The sequence below is a fragment of the Paucimonas lemoignei genome, from assembly GCF_004342585.1.
Lineage (GTDB): Bacteria > Pseudomonadota > Gammaproteobacteria > Burkholderiales > Burkholderiaceae_D > Paucimonas > Paucimonas lemoignei.
The window spans coordinates 1-18,557 of sequence record NZ_SLZQ01000005.1 but is presented as its reverse complement, the minus strand read 5'-3'; the positions used below and the strand labels follow the sequence as shown (position 1 = coordinate 18,557).

The 18,557-nt window shown below is 55.3% G+C and carries 19 protein-coding genes and 1 pseudogene; 10 read left to right on the top strand and 10 right to left on the bottom strand.

From position 1 onward, the window contains the following. Positions 1-80: 80 nt before the first annotated feature. From EDC30_RS09155 to hda, 5 genes are read right to left on the bottom strand one after another with little or no spacing between them, the layout of a single operon-like run. On the bottom strand, positions 81-422 hold the full coding sequence (locus EDC30_RS09155) for a DMT family protein (RefSeq protein ID WP_165973782.1): 342 nt from the start codon (positions 420-422) through the stop codon (positions 81-83). A gap of 16 nt (positions 423-438) precedes the next feature. Continuing rightward, on the bottom strand, positions 439-924 hold the full coding sequence (gene folK, locus EDC30_RS09150) for a 2-amino-4-hydroxy-6-hydroxymethyldihydropteridine diphosphokinase (protein WP_132258531.1): 486 nt from the start codon (positions 922-924) through the stop codon (positions 439-441). Beyond that, the gene (pcnB, locus tag EDC30_RS09145) at positions 921-2,324 is read right to left on the bottom strand and encodes a polynucleotide adenylyltransferase PcnB (protein ID WP_132258530.1); all 1,404 of its coding nucleotides are present in this window, start codon (positions 2,322-2,324) and stop codon (positions 921-923) included. Before pcnB ends, folK begins: the two co-directional genes overlap by 4 nt. Continuing rightward, positions 2,321-2,992 (bottom strand): histidinol-phosphatase, encoded by a 672-nt coding sequence (locus EDC30_RS09140; protein WP_132258529.1) that lies wholly within the window; start codon positions 2,990-2,992, stop codon positions 2,321-2,323. Before EDC30_RS09140 ends, pcnB begins: the two co-directional genes overlap by 4 nt. Further along, positions 2,970-3,653: a DnaA regulatory inactivator Hda gene (gene hda / locus EDC30_RS09135; RefSeq protein WP_132258528.1), complete on the bottom strand. Its 684-nt coding sequence runs from the start codon at positions 3,651-3,653 to the stop codon at positions 2,970-2,972. The genes EDC30_RS09140 and hda overlap by 23 nt, the downstream gene beginning before the upstream one ends. A gap of 237 nt (positions 3,654-3,890) precedes the next feature. Here hda and purM point away from each other — a divergent pair, with 237 nt between their 5' ends. From purM to EDC30_RS09120, 3 genes are all read left to right on the top strand, one after another. Next, complete coding sequence (purM, locus tag EDC30_RS09130) at positions 3,891-4,934, top strand: phosphoribosylformylglycinamidine cyclo-ligase (RefSeq protein WP_132258527.1); 1,044 nt, start codon at positions 3,891-3,893, stop codon at positions 4,932-4,934. 170 nt (positions 4,935-5,104) lie between these two features. Then, positions 5,105-5,488: a hypothetical protein gene (locus EDC30_RS09125; protein ID WP_132258526.1), complete on the top strand. Its 384-nt coding sequence runs from the start codon at positions 5,105-5,107 to the stop codon at positions 5,486-5,488. Positions 5,489-5,512: 24 nt separating this feature from the next. After that, complete coding sequence (locus tag EDC30_RS09120; RefSeq protein WP_132258525.1) at positions 5,513-5,956, top strand: DUF2846 domain-containing protein; 444 nt, start codon at positions 5,513-5,515, stop codon at positions 5,954-5,956. A gap of 69 nt (positions 5,957-6,025) precedes the next feature. Here EDC30_RS09120 and EDC30_RS09115 read toward each other — a convergent pair whose 3' ends face one another. The 4 genes from EDC30_RS09115 to EDC30_RS09100 are packed head-to-tail and all read right to left on the bottom strand — an operon-like array spanning position 6,026 to position 10,159. Next, positions 6,026-6,907 carry a proteasome-type protease gene (locus tag EDC30_RS09115; protein ID WP_132258524.1) on the bottom strand — a complete coding sequence of 294 codons (882 nt, stop codon included), beginning with the start codon at positions 6,905-6,907 and terminating at the stop codon, positions 6,026-6,028. A 41-nt stretch (positions 6,908-6,948) separates the two neighbouring features. Beyond that, positions 6,949-7,749 (bottom strand): transglutaminase family protein, encoded by an 801-nt coding sequence (locus EDC30_RS09110; protein WP_132258523.1) that lies wholly within the window; start codon positions 7,747-7,749, stop codon positions 6,949-6,951. 27 nt (positions 7,750-7,776) lie between these two features. Then, positions 7,777-8,742 carry an alpha-E domain-containing protein gene (locus EDC30_RS09105; protein ID WP_132258522.1) on the bottom strand — a complete coding sequence of 322 codons (966 nt, stop codon included), beginning with the start codon at positions 8,740-8,742 and terminating at the stop codon, positions 7,777-7,779. 1 nt (position 8,743) lies between these two features. Next, positions 8,744-10,159, bottom strand: a complete 1,416-nt coding sequence (locus EDC30_RS09100) for a circularly permuted type 2 ATP-grasp protein (protein WP_132258521.1) — start codon at positions 10,157-10,159, stop codon at positions 8,744-8,746. 339 nt (positions 10,160-10,498) lie between these two features. On the opposite strand from EDC30_RS09100, the gene recA reads away from it, so the two are divergent. The 7 genes from recA to EDC30_RS09065 all read left to right on the top strand — a co-directional run bounded on the left by recA (position 10,499) and on the right by EDC30_RS09065 (position 18,034). Then, positions 10,499-11,605, top strand: coding sequence for a recombinase RecA (gene recA, locus EDC30_RS09095; RefSeq protein ID WP_132258520.1), 1,107 nt, complete (start codon positions 10,499-10,501; stop codon positions 11,603-11,605). Between the two features lie 71 nt (positions 11,606-11,676). Further along, the gene (recX, locus tag EDC30_RS09090) at positions 11,677-12,132 is read left to right on the top strand and encodes a recombination regulator RecX (RefSeq protein ID WP_132258794.1); all 456 of its coding nucleotides are present in this window, start codon (positions 11,677-11,679) and stop codon (positions 12,130-12,132) included. A 348-nt stretch (positions 12,133-12,480) separates the two neighbouring features. Beyond that, positions 12,481-13,647, top strand: a complete 1,167-nt coding sequence (gene sucC / locus EDC30_RS09085; protein WP_132258519.1) for an ADP-forming succinate--CoA ligase subunit beta — start codon at positions 12,481-12,483, stop codon at positions 13,645-13,647. 15 nt (positions 13,648-13,662) lie between these two features. Continuing rightward, a complete protein-coding gene (gene sucD / locus EDC30_RS09080) occupies positions 13,663-14,544 on the top strand; it encodes a succinate--CoA ligase subunit alpha (RefSeq protein ID WP_132258518.1) in 882 nt (293 codons plus the stop codon). Between the two features lie 195 nt (positions 14,545-14,739). Beyond that, on the top strand, positions 14,740-15,558 hold the full coding sequence (locus EDC30_RS09075) for a Stp1/IreP family PP2C-type Ser/Thr phosphatase (protein WP_132258517.1): 819 nt from the start codon (positions 14,740-14,742) through the stop codon (positions 15,556-15,558). Between the two features lie 246 nt (positions 15,559-15,804). After that, positions 15,805-16,287 (top strand): pilin, encoded by a 483-nt coding sequence (locus EDC30_RS09070; RefSeq protein WP_132258793.1) that lies wholly within the window; start codon positions 15,805-15,807, stop codon positions 16,285-16,287. A gap of 16 nt (positions 16,288-16,303) precedes the next feature. Continuing rightward, complete coding sequence (locus EDC30_RS09065) at positions 16,304-18,034, top strand: PglL family O-oligosaccharyltransferase (RefSeq protein WP_132258516.1); 1,731 nt, start codon at positions 16,304-16,306, stop codon at positions 18,032-18,034. Between the two features lie 157 nt (positions 18,035-18,191). On the opposite strand, the pseudogene EDC30_RS09060 reads toward EDC30_RS09065, so the two are convergent. Further along, positions 18,192-18,467, bottom strand: a pseudogene (locus EDC30_RS09060) (integrase core domain-containing protein); the annotation flags it as partial. Positions 18,468-18,557: the final 90 nt, after the last annotated feature.

Genomic DNA, 18,557 nt, shown 5'->3' with positions numbered 1-18,557 from the left:
AGCTAAGGCGCCGTAATCATAAAAGAAATCACGCCAACTTTCAGGGCAGGGTCAAAAGTGCGGGGAGCAGCCCGCCAGTTTCAGGTGCGGAAGATGAAATACACTGCGCCCACCAGGCATAGCCCGGCCCAGACATAGTCGAGCTTGAAGGGCTGGTTCATGTAAATCATGGCAAAGGGCACGAACACGGCCAGCGTGATGGCTTCCTGCATGATCTTCAGTTGTGCCAGGCTCAGTTCGGTGTGACCGATGCGGTTGGCCGGCACCTGCAGCAGGTATTCGAACAGGGCGATGCCCCAACTGACGAGCGCGGCGATCCACCATGGCTTGCTCGACAGGTTTTTCAAGTGGCCATACCAGGCGAATGTCATGAAAATATTCGACAGGATCAGCAGGCCGGCTGTCTGCAGAGCGATAGGCATAGATATAAAGATACGTTCAGATTTTTCCGATGGCCTGGTCCGCCACTTGCGGTGCGAACTGGTGCGCGGGACCATGTCCGGGAATGGCAATGAAAGGGGCGATCTGTATAAGCGGAATGAGCGCGAAGGCACGCTGGGTCAGGCGCGGATGCGGCACGGTCAGGGTTGGCGTAGCGATGATCTGATCGCCGTACAGCAGAATGTCCAGATCCAGCGTGCGCGGGGCGTTGCGATAAGGCCGCTCGCGACCCGCAGCCTGTTCCAGCGCCTGGAGTTGTTCCAGCAAGTCTTGCGCGGATAAACCGGTCTTGATGCTGGCCACGGCATTGATGTAATCATCGCCCGCGGCATCCACCGGCGCCGTGCGAAACAGGCTCGATTGCGCAAGCAGGCGGGTTTGCGGCAATTTGTTCAGGGCCGCGATGGCTTCTTCGACCTGCTTGCGGGCGTCGCCGAGGTTGGCGCCAATGCCGATATAAGCCGTTACCTCAGTCGCCATCATTCGCCGCCGCTGTCAGCGCTATTGCCGTTGCCGGCAGTCGCGCCATTCGTTTCACCGCCGGCCCCCTTGCCGCGATTGCGGCCGCCGCGCCGGCGACGTTTCTTCGCCGGGCCGGCTTCGCCTTCGGCGCGCGATTTCTGCGCGAGCAGGGTTTCGCGCCCCGGACCATCCGATTCCATGAAGTCGGTCCACCACTGGCCGAGCGAAGGATCGAGCTCGCCCGATTCGCAGCGCAGCAGCATGAAGTCGTAGCCCGCGCGCAGGCGCGGATGCTCCAGCAGCTTGTAGGGCGACTTGCCGGTGCGGCGCTCGAAGCGCGGTTGCATGGCCCACAATTCGCGCATATCCGAGGTGGTCTTGCGCTGCAGTGCCAGTTTCTCGGCCTGCGATTCCAGCACGTCGTCGGCTGCCTGATGCAGGGCGGGAATCGGATATTCGCCCGCAGCCTGATACGCGTGCCACTTCTCCAGCACCTGGTGCCAGAGCAGGGCGGCAAACAGGAAGCCTGGAGAAACCGGCTTGCCTTGGCGAATGCGGTTGTCGGTATTGTTAAGAGCCAGGGTGACGAACTTGCGGCCCAACGGCTGTTCCAGCACCACGTCCAGCAACGGCAGCAAGCCATGGTGCAAGCCTTCCTTGCGCAGCTGTTTCAGGCATGCCAATGCCTGGCCGCTCATCAAGAGCTTGAGCATTTCATCGTACAGGCGCGCCGCCGGCACGTTATTGATCAGCGGCGCCATGACCGCCATCGGCTCGCTGGTGGCGGGATCGATCGTGAAATCCAGCTTGGCGGCGAAGCGCACCACGCGCAACATACGCACCGGGTCTTCGCGGTAGCGCGCTTCCGGCACGCCGATCATGCGCAGGGTCTTGCTGCGAATGTCCGCCATGCCTTCGTGGTAATCCAGCACGCTCTGCGTCGCCGGATCGTAATACATCGCGTTAATGGTGAAATCACGCCGCACGGCGTCTTCATGCTGTTCACCGAAAGTGTTGTCGCGCAAGACGCGGCCGAATTCATCCTTGGGCGCCGATTCTACCGAGGGGCCACGGAAGGTCGTTACTTCGATCAGTTCCTGGCCGAACATCACGTGCACGATCTGGAAGCGGCGGCCGATGATGAAAGCACGCCGGAACAGGCGCTTGACCTGCTCCGGCGTGGCATTGGTGGCGACGTCGAAATCCTTGGGCTTCACGCCCAGCAGCAGGTCGCGCACCGCGCCGCCGACCAGGAAAGCCTTGAATCCTGCTTCCTGCAAGGTTTGCGTCACCCTGACAGCATTCGGCGAAATCAGCTTGGGATCGATCCCATGTTCCTTGGGGCCGATCACGACAGGCTGGGTCGGGTCGGTGGTCTTGTTCTTGACGCCGAGGATGCGGCGAATGAATTTTTTTATCATGGGAACAAATGTAAAGTGGGCCAGCCCTGGGCTTGCGCATGCGCCGCCAGCTTGGCATTGGGATTCGTCGCGACCGGATGGGTAACCAGGGAAAGCAGGGGAATATCGTTTTGCGAATCGCTGTAGAAATGGCTGCGCTCGAAGCCTTCGAGCGTGTGGCCGAGGCCGGCCAGCCAGGCGCGCGCATTGACCACCTTGCCGGCGCCGTAGGGAGGCGTGCCGAGGACGCGGCCGGTCAGGTCGCCGTTTTCTTTCAATTCCGGTTCGGCGGCGATCAGGTTGTCGACGCCGAAAGCGCGGGCGATCGGTTCGGTGATGAAACGATTGGTGGCGGTGATGATGGCAACCAGGTCGCCGGCATCCTGGTGCTTTTTCACCAGGTCGCGCGCCGCCGGCTTCATCGCCGGTGTGATCACCTCATCCATGAATTCACGGTGCCAGGCATCGAGTTGGGTGCGCGGGAATTGCGACAGGATGCCGAACACGAATTCCAGGTACAACACCGGATCGAGCGTGCCGACCTTGTATTGCTCGTAAAAGTCGGCGTTGCGCTTTTCCATTTCATTGGCATCCACCGCACCGGTGCGCGCGAGGAATTGTCCCCACTCGAAGTCCGAATCGAGCGGCAGCAGGGTATGGTCAAGGTCAAACAGAGCCAGGTTCGTCATGGAGTAGCAAGTCTTTCAGCAGCGGCAGGGTAATCGGGCGCTTGGTTTCGAGGGAATAACGGTCCAGCGCATCGAGCATCGCCGTCAGGGAGGGCATGTCGCGCCTGAAATGCGTCATCAGATACGGCAATACGCCGGGAGACAGCACCAGCCCGCGCGCGGTGGCCGCATGTTCGAGCGCGGCGATCTTCTCGGCATCGGTCAGGCCGTGCACCTGATAGATCAGCCCCCAGCCCAGGCGGGTACGCAGATCTTCGCGCACGGTAAGCTGGGCGGGAGGCAATGGACCGGATGCCACCAGCACGCCGCCATGTTCACGCACCTGGTTAAATAAGGTAAAGGCGGCAATCTGGGATGCCGGCGACAGGCTGGCCACATCGTCCAGCAGATACAGCCGCAGTTCCGGTCGATAGGTCAATGCCGCTTCATCGGCATGGCCTTCGAGGTAAATCGCCCCGCCCAGGCTGCCCAAGGCGTGCAGCAAATGGGATTTGCCGGCGCCGGCTTCGCCCCACAGGTAAATGAAGCGCTCGCCCAAGCCGCTGACGGCTCCCTGCGCCACGCGCTCCAGCAAGGCCAATAATTCACTGTTCTGCCCGGTTACAAAAGTATCCAGGGCAGGAGGCGCATGCGCATTCAAGTCCAGCAATAACTGTTTCATTAACAAAAGTTCATATGCAAGCGGCCGCTAGGATAAACGCTCTGCCAAGGATTTGCCAGCATGGCAAGGCTTTGACAAGGCCCAAAAGCGCGGTCAGTCATCCAGTGACATCAGATGATAAGGAGAAAATGCCATCCTCAGGCCGGAAAACGGGGCAATTTTGTTAAAATAGCGGTTTGCCGCAGGTTTCTAACGGCTATCACCTTCTATTTTACCGCCTCTGCCACCAATCACATCATGAGTTTCCCTTCTTCCGTTTCCCTGTCCTACCGTGATGCCGGCGTTGACATTGACGCTGGCGATGCCCTGGTCGAAGCCATCAAGCCTTTTGCCAAGCGCACCATGCGCGAAGGCGTCCTGGGCGGCATCGGCGGCTTTGGCGCGCTGTTCGAGGTCAGCAAAAAATACAAGGAGCCCGTGCTGGTTTCCGGCACCGACGGTGTCGGCACCAAGCTGAAGCTGGCTTTCCATCTGAATAAGCACGACACGGTCGGCATCGACCTGGTCGCCATGAGCGTCAACGATATCCTGGTGCAGGGCGCCGAGCCGCTGTTCTTCCTGGATTATTTCGCTTGCGGCAAGCTGGAAGTGGCGACCGCCACCGATGTCATCAAGGGCATCGCCAAGGGTTGCGAACTGGCCGGCTGCGCGCTGATCGGCGGCGAAACCGCGGAAATGCCGACCATGTATCCGGATGGTGAATATGACCTGGCCGGCTTCGCCGTCGGCGCGGTAGAAAAATCGAAAATCATCGACGGCAGCAAGATCGTGCCGGGCGATGTGGTGCTGGGCCTGGCTTCGTCGGGCGCGCACTCCAACGGCTACTCGCTGGTGCGCAAGATCATCTCGGTGGCCAAGCCTGACCTGAATGCCGATTTCCATGGCCGTCGCCTCGCCGATGTCCTGCTCGAGCCTACCCGCATTTACGTCAAGCCCCTGCTGGCGCTGATGGCATCCATGGAAGTCAAGGGCATGGTGCACATCACCGGCGGCGGCCTCGTGGAAAACATTCCGCGCGTCCTGCAGGATAACATCACGGCAGTCCTGCACCGTGACGCCTGGACCATGCCTCCACTGTTCCAGTGGCTGCAGCAGCATGGCGGCGTGGCCGATGCCGAGATGCACCGCGTATTCAACTGCGGTATCGGCATGACGGTGATCGTGTCTAAGGAAAATGCGGATGCCGCACAGGCGCAACTGCAGGCAGCCGGCGAGACTGTCATGCGCATCGGCGAGATCCGCGAGCGTCAGGGTGACGAGGCGCAGACGATCGTAGTTTAAATTTCCTCATATTGGAAGGAAAAGCGGCAAGGATGACTTGCCGCTTTTTTTATTTGCGCACATGCATCTACATGATATTGGCTCTGTTGCATATCTCATGAATATGGGATTGCAGATAAGAACATGAGCGATTACATTCCTCCTTCTTGCGTACTAGTCAAATAACAATAATGCGGACTTTCTCTCTTATTCGAATCCTGATACTGGCTGCTTTTGTGGCGGGATGTGCAAGTCAGGTTGCATATCGCCCAGAGGCTTTCAAGGCTGTCGAACGGTCAGCACAACAAACATTAAAGACGTTGGCGCAAACAACGGAAGTTCAATTGGATACAGGGTATAGCCGCACGCTCAAGGCCGGCAGCCAGTGGGTGCACGCTGGAACAATCAGCCAGGGCGAAGTCTATAAACCCTACAAAGATGTATTTACGCTCGAAGGGGCGCACATACATGAAGCAAATCTGGTCGTGGCAAATGACCAGCTTGTTGGATTTTACTTGCCGGTCGAACGCGGATTCTCGTCTCTGGCAAGAAAAGCCGCTCTTAAATTTAATTAAATAAAATCAGGAGAGGAGTTCGTTATGCGATTCATTCAAATGCTGGTGCTGAGCCTTGCAGTTGTATTGACCGGTTGCGCTTCAGGTGTCAAACATAAGGACATGCAGGCTTCCATCCCGGCACTCAAGGCAGACCAGGGACGCATCTATTTTTACCGTAGTGCGAGCATGCTTGGCGCCGCCTTGCAGCCGGATATCAACCTGGATGGCAAGGTGGTTGGCGAATCCAAGCCGGGTGGTTTCTTCTTCGTCGATACGAATGTCGGTAACCATGAAGTCGCCACCAGCACCGAAGTGGAAAAAAAGCTGACGTTTACCCTGGATAAGGGCGAAGTCAAATACGTCAAGACCTCGCCTTCATTTGGCGTCATGGTAGGTCGGATCGTTCCAGAGCTGGTTAATGCCGCTGAAGCTCAAAATGAGATTTCGGATTTGAGCTATACCGGTACGCTCGCTGCATCGAAATAATGCGATACGGGCTGAACAGACAATGAAAGTTTTCTCTGTTCAGCCCGACGAAATCATACTTTTGTAAAATCAGGTTTGTTGTGAAATTTCTGACTGTTGCGCAAGCGTTTGCAGCGGCACAGGATTATCCCTCGCAGTTCTTTCCGAGGCAGTTGGCGGCTTGACTCTTGCCGGCTGAGCGTCAACACTACGCTTCGACAGCACATTGCTACCTCCATCCGCTTCCGCATTCCATTCCGGATCCGCGATTCCCTCAAAGACGGCCTTTAACTGCTGGCCCCAGGTGTTACGAATCATTTGGAAATACTGGTTTCTTTCGTCGACGCACACGAAACGCGTGACGGCAAGGCGCCCCGTCTCGTAGACCAGCAAGTCCAGCGGCAGCCCGACTGAAATATTGGACCGCAGCGTCGAATCCATGGAAATCAGTGCGCATTTGGCGGCTTCGTCGAGCGAACTGGCCGTCGTGATGACGCGGTCGATGATGGGTTTGCCGTACTTCGCCTCACCGATCTGGAAATACGGGGTTTCATCGTGCGACTCGATGAAATTCCCGGCCGAGTACATCTGGAACAGGCGGCATCGCTCATTGCCGATCTGACCGCCAAAAATCATGCTGACATTGAAATCAATGCCGAATTTTTCCAGCGAAGCGGCGTCCCGCGCATGGACCATGCGAATGGCGTCGCCAACGATGCGTGCGGCTTCGTGCATCGATTGCACCGTCCAGATGCTTTCTCCATCCTCGTTGACATAATCAGCGACGATCTGCCGGATGGACTGTGAAATCGACAGGTTCCCGGCTGTCATCAGGACCATGACGCGGTCGCCGGGATTGTCGAACACGCTCATCTTGCGGAAGGTGCCAACCTGATCGACCCCGGCATTTGTACGCGAATCGGACAGGAAAACCAGTCCGGCATCAAGACGCATGGCTACACAATAAGTCATGGCAAAGTTAGTAAATTCAAAAGCCGATTCTATCGCAAGGATCAGGGCAATTCGTTGACATCGACGTGCACCGTGAGGGTTTCCGTGCCGCCGCCGCGCCGGACGCCCCGCACCGGCGCCGCGGACTCGTAATCGCGGCCCACCGCCAAGCGGCAATGCTGCGTGCCCGTAAATTGGGCATGGGTGACATCGATGCTGACCCAGCCGGAAAAATCCACGTCATCGACCCAGACGTCGACCCAGGCATGGCTTTCCGCATGATTCGTGGCGCCCGCATGGATATAGCCAGAAACGTAACGGGCCGGGATATCTTGGGTATGGCAGCATGCCAGGAACAGATGCGCATGGTCCTGGCATACGCCCTGGCCGAGCTGAAGAACATCGGAAGCGGTAGTATTGACCGAGGTTGCACCAATTTGGTACGTCACCGAACCGCGGATCGCTTCTGCCAAGTCCAGTATGACCTGGCTGCGCGCTCCGCCGGCAAGCTGTTTTGCGGCAAAGGAGCGAACGGCATCGGTCGGTTCGGTCAAGCGGGTAGGAACGGTAAATACCAGCGGCGACAGGACATCCCTGGCCGTCAGGCGGCCCTTGGTCAAGGGCGATACCTCCACCACTCCACGGGCCACGATGCGGACCTCGTCGTGGCGGCCGCTGATTGTCAGCGTATGACTGGAATTGCCATAGGCATCGACAAAGCCATGACGGTGTCCTTCCGTGACGATTTCCCAGGACTTGAGCTGTTGATGGGCATCCTGGCGCGGGGTCAGCCGCAATTGCTGGATGGTGTACGCCAGCGGCGCAGTGTAGCGATAGACGGTTTCGTGGCGAATGGCGAGCATGCGGATTCCTGTTTCTTGTGACTGCTGTCAAGCTGCGAGCGGCATCATGAAATCCCGGCTGACGCGGTTGCCGAGAGTGAAGACGCTTTCCAGGAATCCCGTGAGGTAATCGTGCAGGCCGGACGCGAGAATATCGTCGATGCGCGCAAAGCGCAGTTGCGCATGCAACCGCCCGGCGAGCCGTTCGGTATCGGCGGAAATATCGTTGCTGACTTCCTTGAGGTTGACTACCACTTCATCCATGCAGGCAAGCAGGGAGCGCGGCATGTCGGGGCGTAGCATAAGCAATTCGGCCACGCGTGCCGGTGTAATTACGTCGCGATAGACCTTGCGATAGATTTCGAAGCCGGAAACCGAGCGCAGGATCGCCGCCCAGTAATAGAAGTCGAGCGGCTGTTCCGCATCGGCTCCCGCTGCGTTGATGTTCGACTCTTCTTGGACTCCATGAAATTTCACGTCGAGCAGGCGGGCGGTATTGTCGGCGCGTTCGAGAAAAGTGCCCAGGCGAATGAAATAAAAGGCTTCATCCTTCAGCATGGTGCCGATGGTGACTCCGCGCGACAGATGCGAGCGATGCTTGACCCATTCGAAAAATTGTCCCGGGTCGCGTTCGAGCATATTGCCTTTCAATAGCGACTGCATTTCCAGCCAGGTGGCATTGAGCGTTTCCCACACTTCGGTGGTCAGGCTTCCGCGCACGGCACGGGCATTTTCGCGCGCCTGGCGCAGGCAGGAAGCGATGGACGACGGGTTGCTCGCATCGCGAACCATGAAGTCGAGCACGTCGCGCGGCGTGAGCAGGGCATATTTGTCATTGAACATGCGCTGCAACTCCGAAATGCTCAGCGTGGCGCGCCAGCCTTGCTCGGCTGCCTGCGCCGACTGCGGTAGCATGGCGGTCTGCATATTCACATCGAGCATGCGGGCAGTGTTTTCGGCGCGCTCGGTGTAGCGGGCCATCCAGAATAAATGGTCGGCAGTGCGGCTTAGCATGTCAGTTCTCCAGTATCCAGGTATCTTTCGTGCCGCCGCCCTGCGATGAATTGACCACCAGCGAGCCCTCAGTCAGCGCCACGCGCGTCAAGCCGCCCGGCACCATGGTTACCGACTTGCCGGAGAGGACAAAGGGACGCAGGTCGATATGGCGCGGCGCGATGCCGGATTCGACGTAAGTCGGACAGGCGGAGAGCGCCAGGGTGGGCTGGGCGATGTAGCCTTCAGGTCTTGCCAGCAGGCGCTGGCGGAAATCTTCGATCTGCTGCTTGCTCGAGGCAGGTCCGACCAACATGCCATAGCCGCCGGCGCCATGGACTTCCTTGACCACCAGGTCGGGCAGGTTGGCGAGCGTATATTCCAGCTCTTCCTTCCTGCGGCATTGATAGGTCGGCACGTTATTGAGGATGGGTTCTTCCGCCAGGTAAAAGCGGATCATGTCCGGCACGTACGGGTAGATGGACTTGTCGTCAGCCACGCCGGTGCCGATGGCATTGGCTAGCGTCACGCGGCCGGCACGATATACCGACAGCAGTCCTGGCACGCCCAGCGACGAATCGGCGCGGAAGGCGAGGGGATCGAGAAAATCATCATCGACACGGCGGTAGATGACGTCCACGCGCTTGGGCCCCTGGGTGGTGCGCATGAACACGGCATTGTCACTGACGAACAGATCCTGGCCTTCGACCAGTTCCACGCCCATCTGTTGCGCCAGGAAGGCATGTTCGAAATAGGCGGAGTTGTACATTCCCGGCGTCATGACGACAACGGTCGGGTCGTTTACGCCGGACGGCGCCACGGAGCGCAGGTTGTCCAGCAACAGATCGGGATAGTGGTCGATCGGCGCCACCTTGTGCCGGGCGAATAATTCCGGGAAGAGCCGCATCATCATCTTGCGGTCTTCCAGCATGTACGAGACGCCAGAGGGCACGCGCAGATTGTCTTCCAGCACATAGAATTCACCTGCGCCGGCCCGCACGATATCCACGCCGGCAATATGCGCATAGATATCGGAAGCCACATTAATGCCCTGCATTTCAGGACGATACTGAGCATTGCGGAAAATCTGCTCAGGCGGGATCACGCCTGCCTGGACAATATGCTGGGCATGGTAGATATCGTGAATGAACATGTTGAGCGCCTGCACCCGCTGCCGCAATCCTTTTTCCAGCTGCGCCCATTCGGCGGCCGGAATGATGCGCGGGATAATATCGAAAGGAATCAGGCGCTCGGTGCCGGCATCGTTGCCGTACACGGCGAACGTGATGCCGACGCGGCGAAAAGCCAGATCGGCCTCGGCGCGCTTGAGTGTGATCGCCTCGCTCGCCTGTTCGGCCAGCCAGGCTTCAAATTCGCGGTAATGGGGACGTATCGTGCCCGCGGCGTCACGGTACATTTCATCGAAAAATTTTGGCATGATGCGCGTGATGAGCTGTTTGCATGTGAATAACAAGAAACATGCCAGGATAAAACTAGCTTCACGAGTCAGGATTGCACCAAATTGAAGCGGATTTTCAAAGAGTGCCGTCAGGAAAGTTCCAATTAACGGGAGAAATAAACTGTGCCGTAATCGTAAATTTCGCTTGCATTGATCACTGTTTTTTTATACAGTACCGATTCGGCCGCAAAACACGAATTCAAGGTAATAGCTGTATTCCTGCATCTGGTAGTTGTACCTGGCAGTCAGTAAGCGATTTCCAAACAAGCCCTCATTTTTGACAAACATTTATTGCCCGCCTACTTTCGAAAGAGAACTATGGACGACAAAAAGTTAGTACCTAATCTGGACAAGAGCAAGGCTCTCGCAGCCGCCTTGGCACAGATTGAGAAGCAGTTCGGCAAGGGTTCCGTGATGCGCATGGAAGACGGTGCCGTGGCCGAAGAAGTGCAAGTAGTCTCGACCGGCTCGCTTGGACTGGATGTCGCACTGGGCGTTGGCGGCTTGCCGCGTGGCCGTGTGGTTGAAATCTATGGTCCGGAGTCTTCAGGTAAGACCACGCTAACCCTGCAAACCATCGCCGAGATGCAAAAGCTGGGCGGTACCTGCGCCTTTATCGATGCCGAGCATGCGCTCGACGTCGTGTATGCCCAGAAGCTGGGCGTCAATCTGTCCGACCTGCTGGTGTCCCAGCCGGATACCGGCGAACAAGCCCTGGAAATCTGCGATGCGCTGGTGCGTTCCGGCGGCGTTGACCTGATCGTGGTCGACTCGGTTGCAGCCCTGACGCCGCGCGCTGAAATCGAAGGCGAGATGGGTGATTCGCTGCCCGGCCTGCAGGCACGCCTGATGTCGCAAGCCTTGCGCAAGCTGACCGGTTCGATCAATCGTACCAATACCCTGGTTATTTTCATCAACCAGATCCGTATGAAGATCGGTGTCATGTTCGGCAACCCGGAAACCACGACCGGCGGCAATGCGCTGAAGTTCTACGCATCCGTGCGTCTGGACATCCGCCGCACCGGTTCGATCAAGTCGGGTGACGAAGTGATCGGTAACGAAACGAAGGTCAAGGTCGTCAAGAACAAGGTGGCGCCGCCGTTCAAGGAAGCACACTTCGACATCCTGTATGGAGAAGGCACTTCACGCGAAGGCGAAATCATCGATCTGGGCGTGGAAGCCAAGATTGTTGAGAAGTCAGGCGCCTGGTACAGCTACAATGGCGAAAAGATTGGCCAAGGCAAGGACAATGCCCGTAACTTCCTGAAGGAAAATCCAGAACTGGCACGCGAAATCGAAAACAAGGTTCGCGCCGGATTGGGTGTTCCTGAACTTCCGCCTCTTGCGAGTGCCGAGCCGGCACCGGCAAAAAAAGCGGGCGGCAAGGAAGGTAAGGAAACTAAAGAAGGGAAAGAAGTGGAGTAAGGTTAGTCCTGTTCCCTGCTTAACCAGCAAAAGCCATGGCATCGTCCATGGCTTTTTTATTTGATCGGATCATGGCAAAACTGCAACTGAGTCTTAAAGGCCGCGCGCTACGATATTTGTCCATGCGGGAGCATAGCCGGCTTGAACTCGGACGTAAGCTGGCTCGTCATGCCCAGGAAGGCGAGGACGTGGAAGCGGTGCTCGACGCGCTGGAAGCCGCCAAGCTTCTTTCGCAGGAGCGTTTTGCCGAATCCCTGGTGCACCGCCGTGCCGCCCGCTTCGGGAATCAGCGCATTCTGACGGAGTTGCAAAGTCATCGAATTGAAGACGAATCTATTTCCCAAATTCGTGAGCAACTGAGTAAAGACGAGGCAGAGCGGGCACGGGCCATTCTGGCACGTAAATATCACAGTCCGCCAGCGGATGCCGCCGAGCGGGCAAAACGAATGCGGTTTCTTCAGCAGCGCGGGTTTTCTCACGATGCCATCCGTGCCGCCATCCGTGCGCAGGAGACCGATGACGAATAAGCGCGCGTAGGCTTCTTGCGCCTGCCCGTACGCTGCGCCGCACAAGAGCATTTGCTTCTCTGGCACGGTCCACTGTGCTACACTTTTTCGGCTTTTTTAGGCCGGATGCTCATGGCAAGCGCGACAAGCCGCAGCGCCACAGCATACGGCATAAATTTTGGCCATTCTGCCGGCGCTGTTGCCTCCAATACCCTTGAGCCCCCGCTGCCCCCGCAAATTACCTGTCCCATCAGGACATGGTCAGCGCAACGATGGTTAGCGGGTCTCCGATGCATCAAGCGTTTGCCTGCCAAGAATTCAGCAAGTATCAAATCTACTTTATCACCAAGCGTCTGAAGGGAAGTTCGCATGAAAATCCATGAGTATCAGGGCAAAGAAATCCTCCGCAAGTTCGGCGTGACCGTACCGCGCGGTATACCCTGCCTGTCCGTCGATGAAGCCGTCAAGGCAGCCGAGCAACTGGGCGGCCCGGTCTGGGTCGTCAAGGCACAGATTCACGCCGGTGGCCGTGGCAAGGGCGGTGGCGTCAAGGTCGCCAAGTCCCTGGAACAGGTCAAAGAATATGCGAATGCCATCATGGGCATGCAACTGGTGACGCACCAGACTGGCCCGGAAGGCCAGAAAGTCCGCCGCCTGCTGATCGAAGAGGGCGCCGACATCAAGAAGGAACTCTACGTTTCCCTGGTGACCGACCGCGTTAGCCAGCGCGTGGTGCTGATGGCATCGAGCGAAGGCGGCATGGATATCGAGGAAGTCGCCGAGAAGCACCCGGAACTGATCCATAAGTGCGAGATCGACCCGGAACAAGGCCTGACCGACGCGCAAGCCGACGACATCGCTGCCAAGATCGGCATCCCGGCAGCATCGATTCCTGCTGCCCGCGCCAACCTGCAAGGCCTGTACAAGGCTTACTGGGAAACCGACGCTTCCCTGGCTGAAATCAACCCGCTGATCCTGACTGGCGACGGCAAGGTCATCGCCCTCGACGCCAAGTTCAACTTCGACTCCAACGCCTTGTTCCGCCATCCGGAAATCGTCGCCTACCGCGACCTGGATGAAGAAGACCCGGCGGAAGTCGAAGCTTCCAAGTTCGACCTGGCTTACATCTCCCTCGACGGCAACATCGGCTGCCTGGTGAACGGTGCCGGCCTGGCCATGGCCACCATGGACACCATCAAGCTGTTCGGCGGCGAGCCGGCCAACTTCCTCGACGTCGGCGGCGGTGCTACCGCGGAGAAAGTGACCGAAGCCTTCAAGATCATGCTGAAGAACCCGGGCCTGAAAGCCATTCTGGTCAACATCTTCGGCGGCATCATGCGCTGCGACGTGATCGCCGAAGGCGTCATCACCGCTTCCAAGGCGGTCCAGCTCGGCGTGCCGTTGGTTGTGCGCATGAAGGGCACCAACGAAGACATCGGCAAGAAAATGTTGGCCGACTCCGGCCTGCCGATCATTTCGGCCGACACCATGGAAGAAGCCGCGCAAAAGGTTGTCGCTGCGGCCAACGGTAAGTAAGCGAGGAAAAGAGACATGTCGATTCTGATTAATAAAGACACCAAGGTCATCACCCAGGGCATCACCGGCAAGACTGGCCAGTTCCACACTCGCGGTTCGCGCGACTACGCCAACGGCAAGAACTGCTTCGTCGCCGGCGTCAATCCGAAAAAGGCAGGCGAGGATTTCGAGGGCATCCCCATTTACGGCAGTGTCAAGGAAGCCAAGCAGCAGACCGGCGCCACCGTATCCGTCATCTACGTGCCGCCCGCTGGCGCCGCTGACGCGATCTGGGAAGCCGTCGAAGCCGAACTCGACCTTGCTATCTGCATCACCGAAGGCATTCCCGTGCGCGACATGCTGGTCGTGAAGGACAGGATGAAGAAGGCAGGCAGCAAGACCTTGCTGCTGGGCCCGAACTGCCCAGGCCTGATCACCCCGGAAGAAATCAAGATCGGCATCATGCCGGGCCACATCCACAAGAAGGGCCGCATCGGCGTGGTGTCCCGCTCGGGCACCCTGACCTATGAAGCCGTCGGTCAGCTGACTGCGCTGGGTCTGGGCCAGTCTTCCGCGGTTGGTATCGGCGGCGACCCGATCAACGGCCTGAAGCACATCGACGTCATGAAGATGTTCAATGACGATCCGGATACCGACGCCGTCATCATGATCGGTGAAATCGGCGGCCCCGACGAAGCCAACGCCGCCCGCTGGATCAAGGACAACATGAAGAAGCCGGTGGTTGGCTTCATCGCCGGTGTCACTGCCCCCCCGGGCAAGCGCATGGGCCATGCCGGCGCGCTGATCTCCGGCGGCGCTGACACTGCTGATGCCAAGCTCGCCATCATGGAAGAATGCGGCATCAAGATCACCCGCAATCCTTCCGAGATGGGCCGCCTGCTGAAGTCGATTCTGTAAAATCGTTTGGCAAGCTTTCGAGATTGCTAAGTATGCAACGGGGAGCCTTGGCTCCCCGTTGTTATTTTTGTATTAATTCTTAAGTAAGACTGACAACTTCCATAGTTTTTCGGTATGATTTTCCTTTAGACAATATTGAAAGTGCTTTTGTGATTTTCTTTTCTCCACTACGGAGGCCATTCGCCTAAGTTGCCTATGGCTTACCATGTATCGCTAGAATGCGTTGCCAAAACTGATACTGGCATGGTGCGATCGCACAATGAGGATTTCATTGCGATCAGTGCCCGGCATGGCTTTGTGGTTCTGGCTGATGGCATGGGCGGCTATAGTGCCGGGGAAGTGGCAAGCAGTATTGCCGCAACCGTAGTGCAGGAAACGCTTGAAGATCGCTTGCCCGGACTCTTCAAGGAGTGGACGCGGCATAGCGACCGCCAATTGCAGCAACTGATCGTGGAAGCCGTGGCACGTGCCAATTCCTCGATTATCGATGCGGCGGAAAACGAGCCGCAGTTTCACGGGATGGGTACCACTGTCGTGGTCGGCATGTTTTATCAGGATCGCCTGATCCTGGCGCATGTCGGCGACTCGCGTGCTTACCGCCTGCGCGATGGCGAGTTAAGTCAAATCACCCGTGACCATTCATTATTGCAGGAGCAGATCGACGCCGGCCTCATCACGCCGGAAGCCGCCCTGACTTCTCCCAATCGCAATCTGATCACCCGTGCAGTTGGCGTGGACCGGGAACTCGATATAGAAGTGCATGAGCATACTACCCGACCAGGGGATATTTATTTGCTCTGTTCGGATGGGCTGTCCGACATGCTGAGCGATGCTGATATCACGGCGACGCTGAATGAGTTTGGAAGTGATCTGGAATCGGCTTGTGGCACGCTTGTTCAGCGTGCTAATACGCGTGGTGGCAAAGATAATGTGTCGGTGATCCTGGCAAAGGTGCTGACAGTGGAGGTCAAAAGTGAAAAGTTGCTGGATCGGGTGTTGAAGTGGGTGAGGTAGATGAATACTCCACTTGGGGCATCTAACTACTATGGCCTTGACCAATATTGTCATTTGTTAAGTTTTGTTAGTGTTGTTTGACAGTATTTGTCATGACGCGCCGCATTAATTCTGGTTTTCCACATTTGTACTATCTAAGTCTTCTGTTTTTCATCGTTTTTCTTGCTGGCACAACTGTTGCTCATTGAAAGGCAGCACATTGTTGTGTTTATTTTTTACAGGGAGATGCAAATGAAATCGATGAAAATGATCCAGAAAGCACAGCGCGGCTTTACTCTGATTGAATTGATGATCGTTGTAGCGATTATCGGTATTCTGGCAGCAGTGGCTTTGCCTGCATACCAGGACTATACGGTCCGTGCTAAGATGTCTGAAGTAGTTTTGGCAGCATCTGCTTGTCGTACAAGTGTGACTGAAACTCGTCAAACAAATAATGCTGCTTCTTTGCCGACCGCCGGTAGCTGGGGATGTGAAAGCTCGCAATCAACAACTAAATATGTCAAGACGATCGGCACAAATGACCGTGGTGACATTGAGGTCACGGTTAACGACACAAATCTGCCGCAGGTTGTTGGTGCTGTTCGCTTGAGCCCAACGCTGGGCGGTGCTGACAATCAACAAGTCACTGGTTGGCTGTGTGGTCCAAGCACTGCTGGCATTGCTAAGTACCTTCCAGGTTCTTGCCGTGATACTTCTGTTGCTAGCTTGGACGGCTTCGCAACTGAGTAATTTTAAGAAAAATTACATGAAGGGCTCCAAAGGAGCCCTTTTTTTTATGTTTATTATTATTTCGGCACTAAGTTTATTTTTCTCGTGGCTCTTACCATTGCATTTTCCACCATGGGTCAGCTGGCATTTAGAGTGCTTGGCGTTTGGAGCTATGTTTGCGTTTTCATGGGCTATGTTATGGAAATGGAGGGGTGTGCCAGCAACAAAAGCAATTAGTGTCCCTGTGTTGGCTCTTCCTTTTATTGGGCTTGCAGTGTTGTCTGTATGTCAATACGCTGCTGGACAAATTACTTTTGCAGGTGACGCAATAGTTTTTATGCTGTACATGGCGCTATGTGTACTATGCATAGTATTCGGCTTTACTACTGCGAATTTGGAAAGAAATCACTTGCTAGCCGTGAATCATACGAGCGGCGAAACAGTGTTGATGCCAGTCGCAGGGATAATCCTTGCTGGCGCATGTGCATCAGCTATTGTCGCGTTTGCTCAGGTTTTAGATATATGGAACTCGAATTGGATAAGCAGAATGCCCGAACTGCGTCGTCCTGGAGCAAATTTAGGGCAGCCTAATCATCTTGCTACTTTAGTCTTGATGGGAATAGTAAGCCTCTTGTTCTTATACGAACTAGGTAAATTAAGATTTTTATCATCAACACTAATTTTTATTATTCTACTCACTGCTTTAGTAATTACCGAATCTCGAACAAGTATCATAAGTTTTTTGGTTTTAATTGCATGGTGGTTTTTAAAAAAGGGGGAAATAAATTTTAAATTGCCTGTTTGGGTGCCAATAGCTGGCGTTACAACGTTTTTAATATCTTTCTGGTTTTGGCCATCAATTTTTGTACACATACATCAACTTGACCACACCGCAGAAGTGAATATTAGAGCAGGTTCTCGGTTCCTAGTATGGCCACAATTGATCGAGGCTTTGTTACAACGACCTTGGTTTGGGTGGGGCATTGGAGAGATTTCAGAAGCTCACAATGCAGTAGCACACGCCTACAGTCGTAGTGACGCTTTTTCATACAGCCATAACGTTTTGCTTGATCTAGGAATTGGAATAGGGATTCCTGCAGCAGTATTTTTTTGTATATTTATTTCTCTATGGTTATGGGCACGTTTAAAGGACGCGAACCAGTTGTTTAACTGGTACTGTTTAGCTGTGGCTATGCCAATAATGGTTCATTCAATGTTTGAGTTTCCATATGCTTATGCGTATTTTCTCGTCCCGGTGATATTCGCTCTGGGCTTTATGGAGGGTATAGCTAATGGCAAAGTCGCATTCAAAATAAAAATTAATTCTATGGTTGTGGGACTGTTGATATTGAATGGCATCGCAGCATGGTCAGTAATTGAATACATCAAAATTGAAGAGGATTTCCGAGTCGCTCGATTTGAAGCCCTTAATATGGGTAAAACTCCAAGCGAATATGAGAGACCTAGTGTGATAATGTTGACTCAATTGGGCGCATTACTCGATGGTGCTCGAATTTCGCCTAAACCTGGCATGACGCATGCTCAATTAGAGCTCGCTAGGACAGTGGCAATGCGTTACCCTTGGACTGCTACACAAAACAAATATGCACTATCTCTAGCGTTAAATGGAAAAACGGGAGAGTCGATTCGGCAATTGCGTGTTATGCGCGCTTTACATGGCGAGAAAGCCTACAATAATATTAAAGCTCATTGGGAAATGTTAGCGCAAGAAAAATTTCCCCAATTGAAAAGAATAAAGTTGCCTTAAATTTATATGTTGATTGCGATGTAGAGAGATATTCATTGTGCTAATATTGCATTGGCTTGGTTAATCATTAAAATGAGCCGAAATTCAGTTTGTTTGTAGTAAACGCGATTTGATCTGACAGTTGTCCGGTTTGACGTATGCGGCTGTCAGGTCAAATTCAGCTATTCAATGTGGTGATTTTATCGTGCCACTCCTTTCTACCGTCAATTAATGTCTGCATCGACGTGCGGCCACAGCACATCTTGCCCTGATGCGTGCGCTCATTGTTGTAGTAAGCCAGCCATTCATCCAGATCGACCTGCAGCTCTTCAATAGATCGGTAAATCTTGCGCCGGAACGCAACCTGGTAAAACTCCTGCAGGATCGTCTTGTGGAAGCGCTCGCAAATGCCGTTGGTCTGCGGATGGTGGGCCTTGGTTTTGGTGTGCTTGACCTGCTACCCGATTTAGTCCGAAATGGACATGGAGTCTGCGGTAATAAAACTATCTGCAAACTGGTCTGGTGCCAGGTAGCCGAGCGAGCT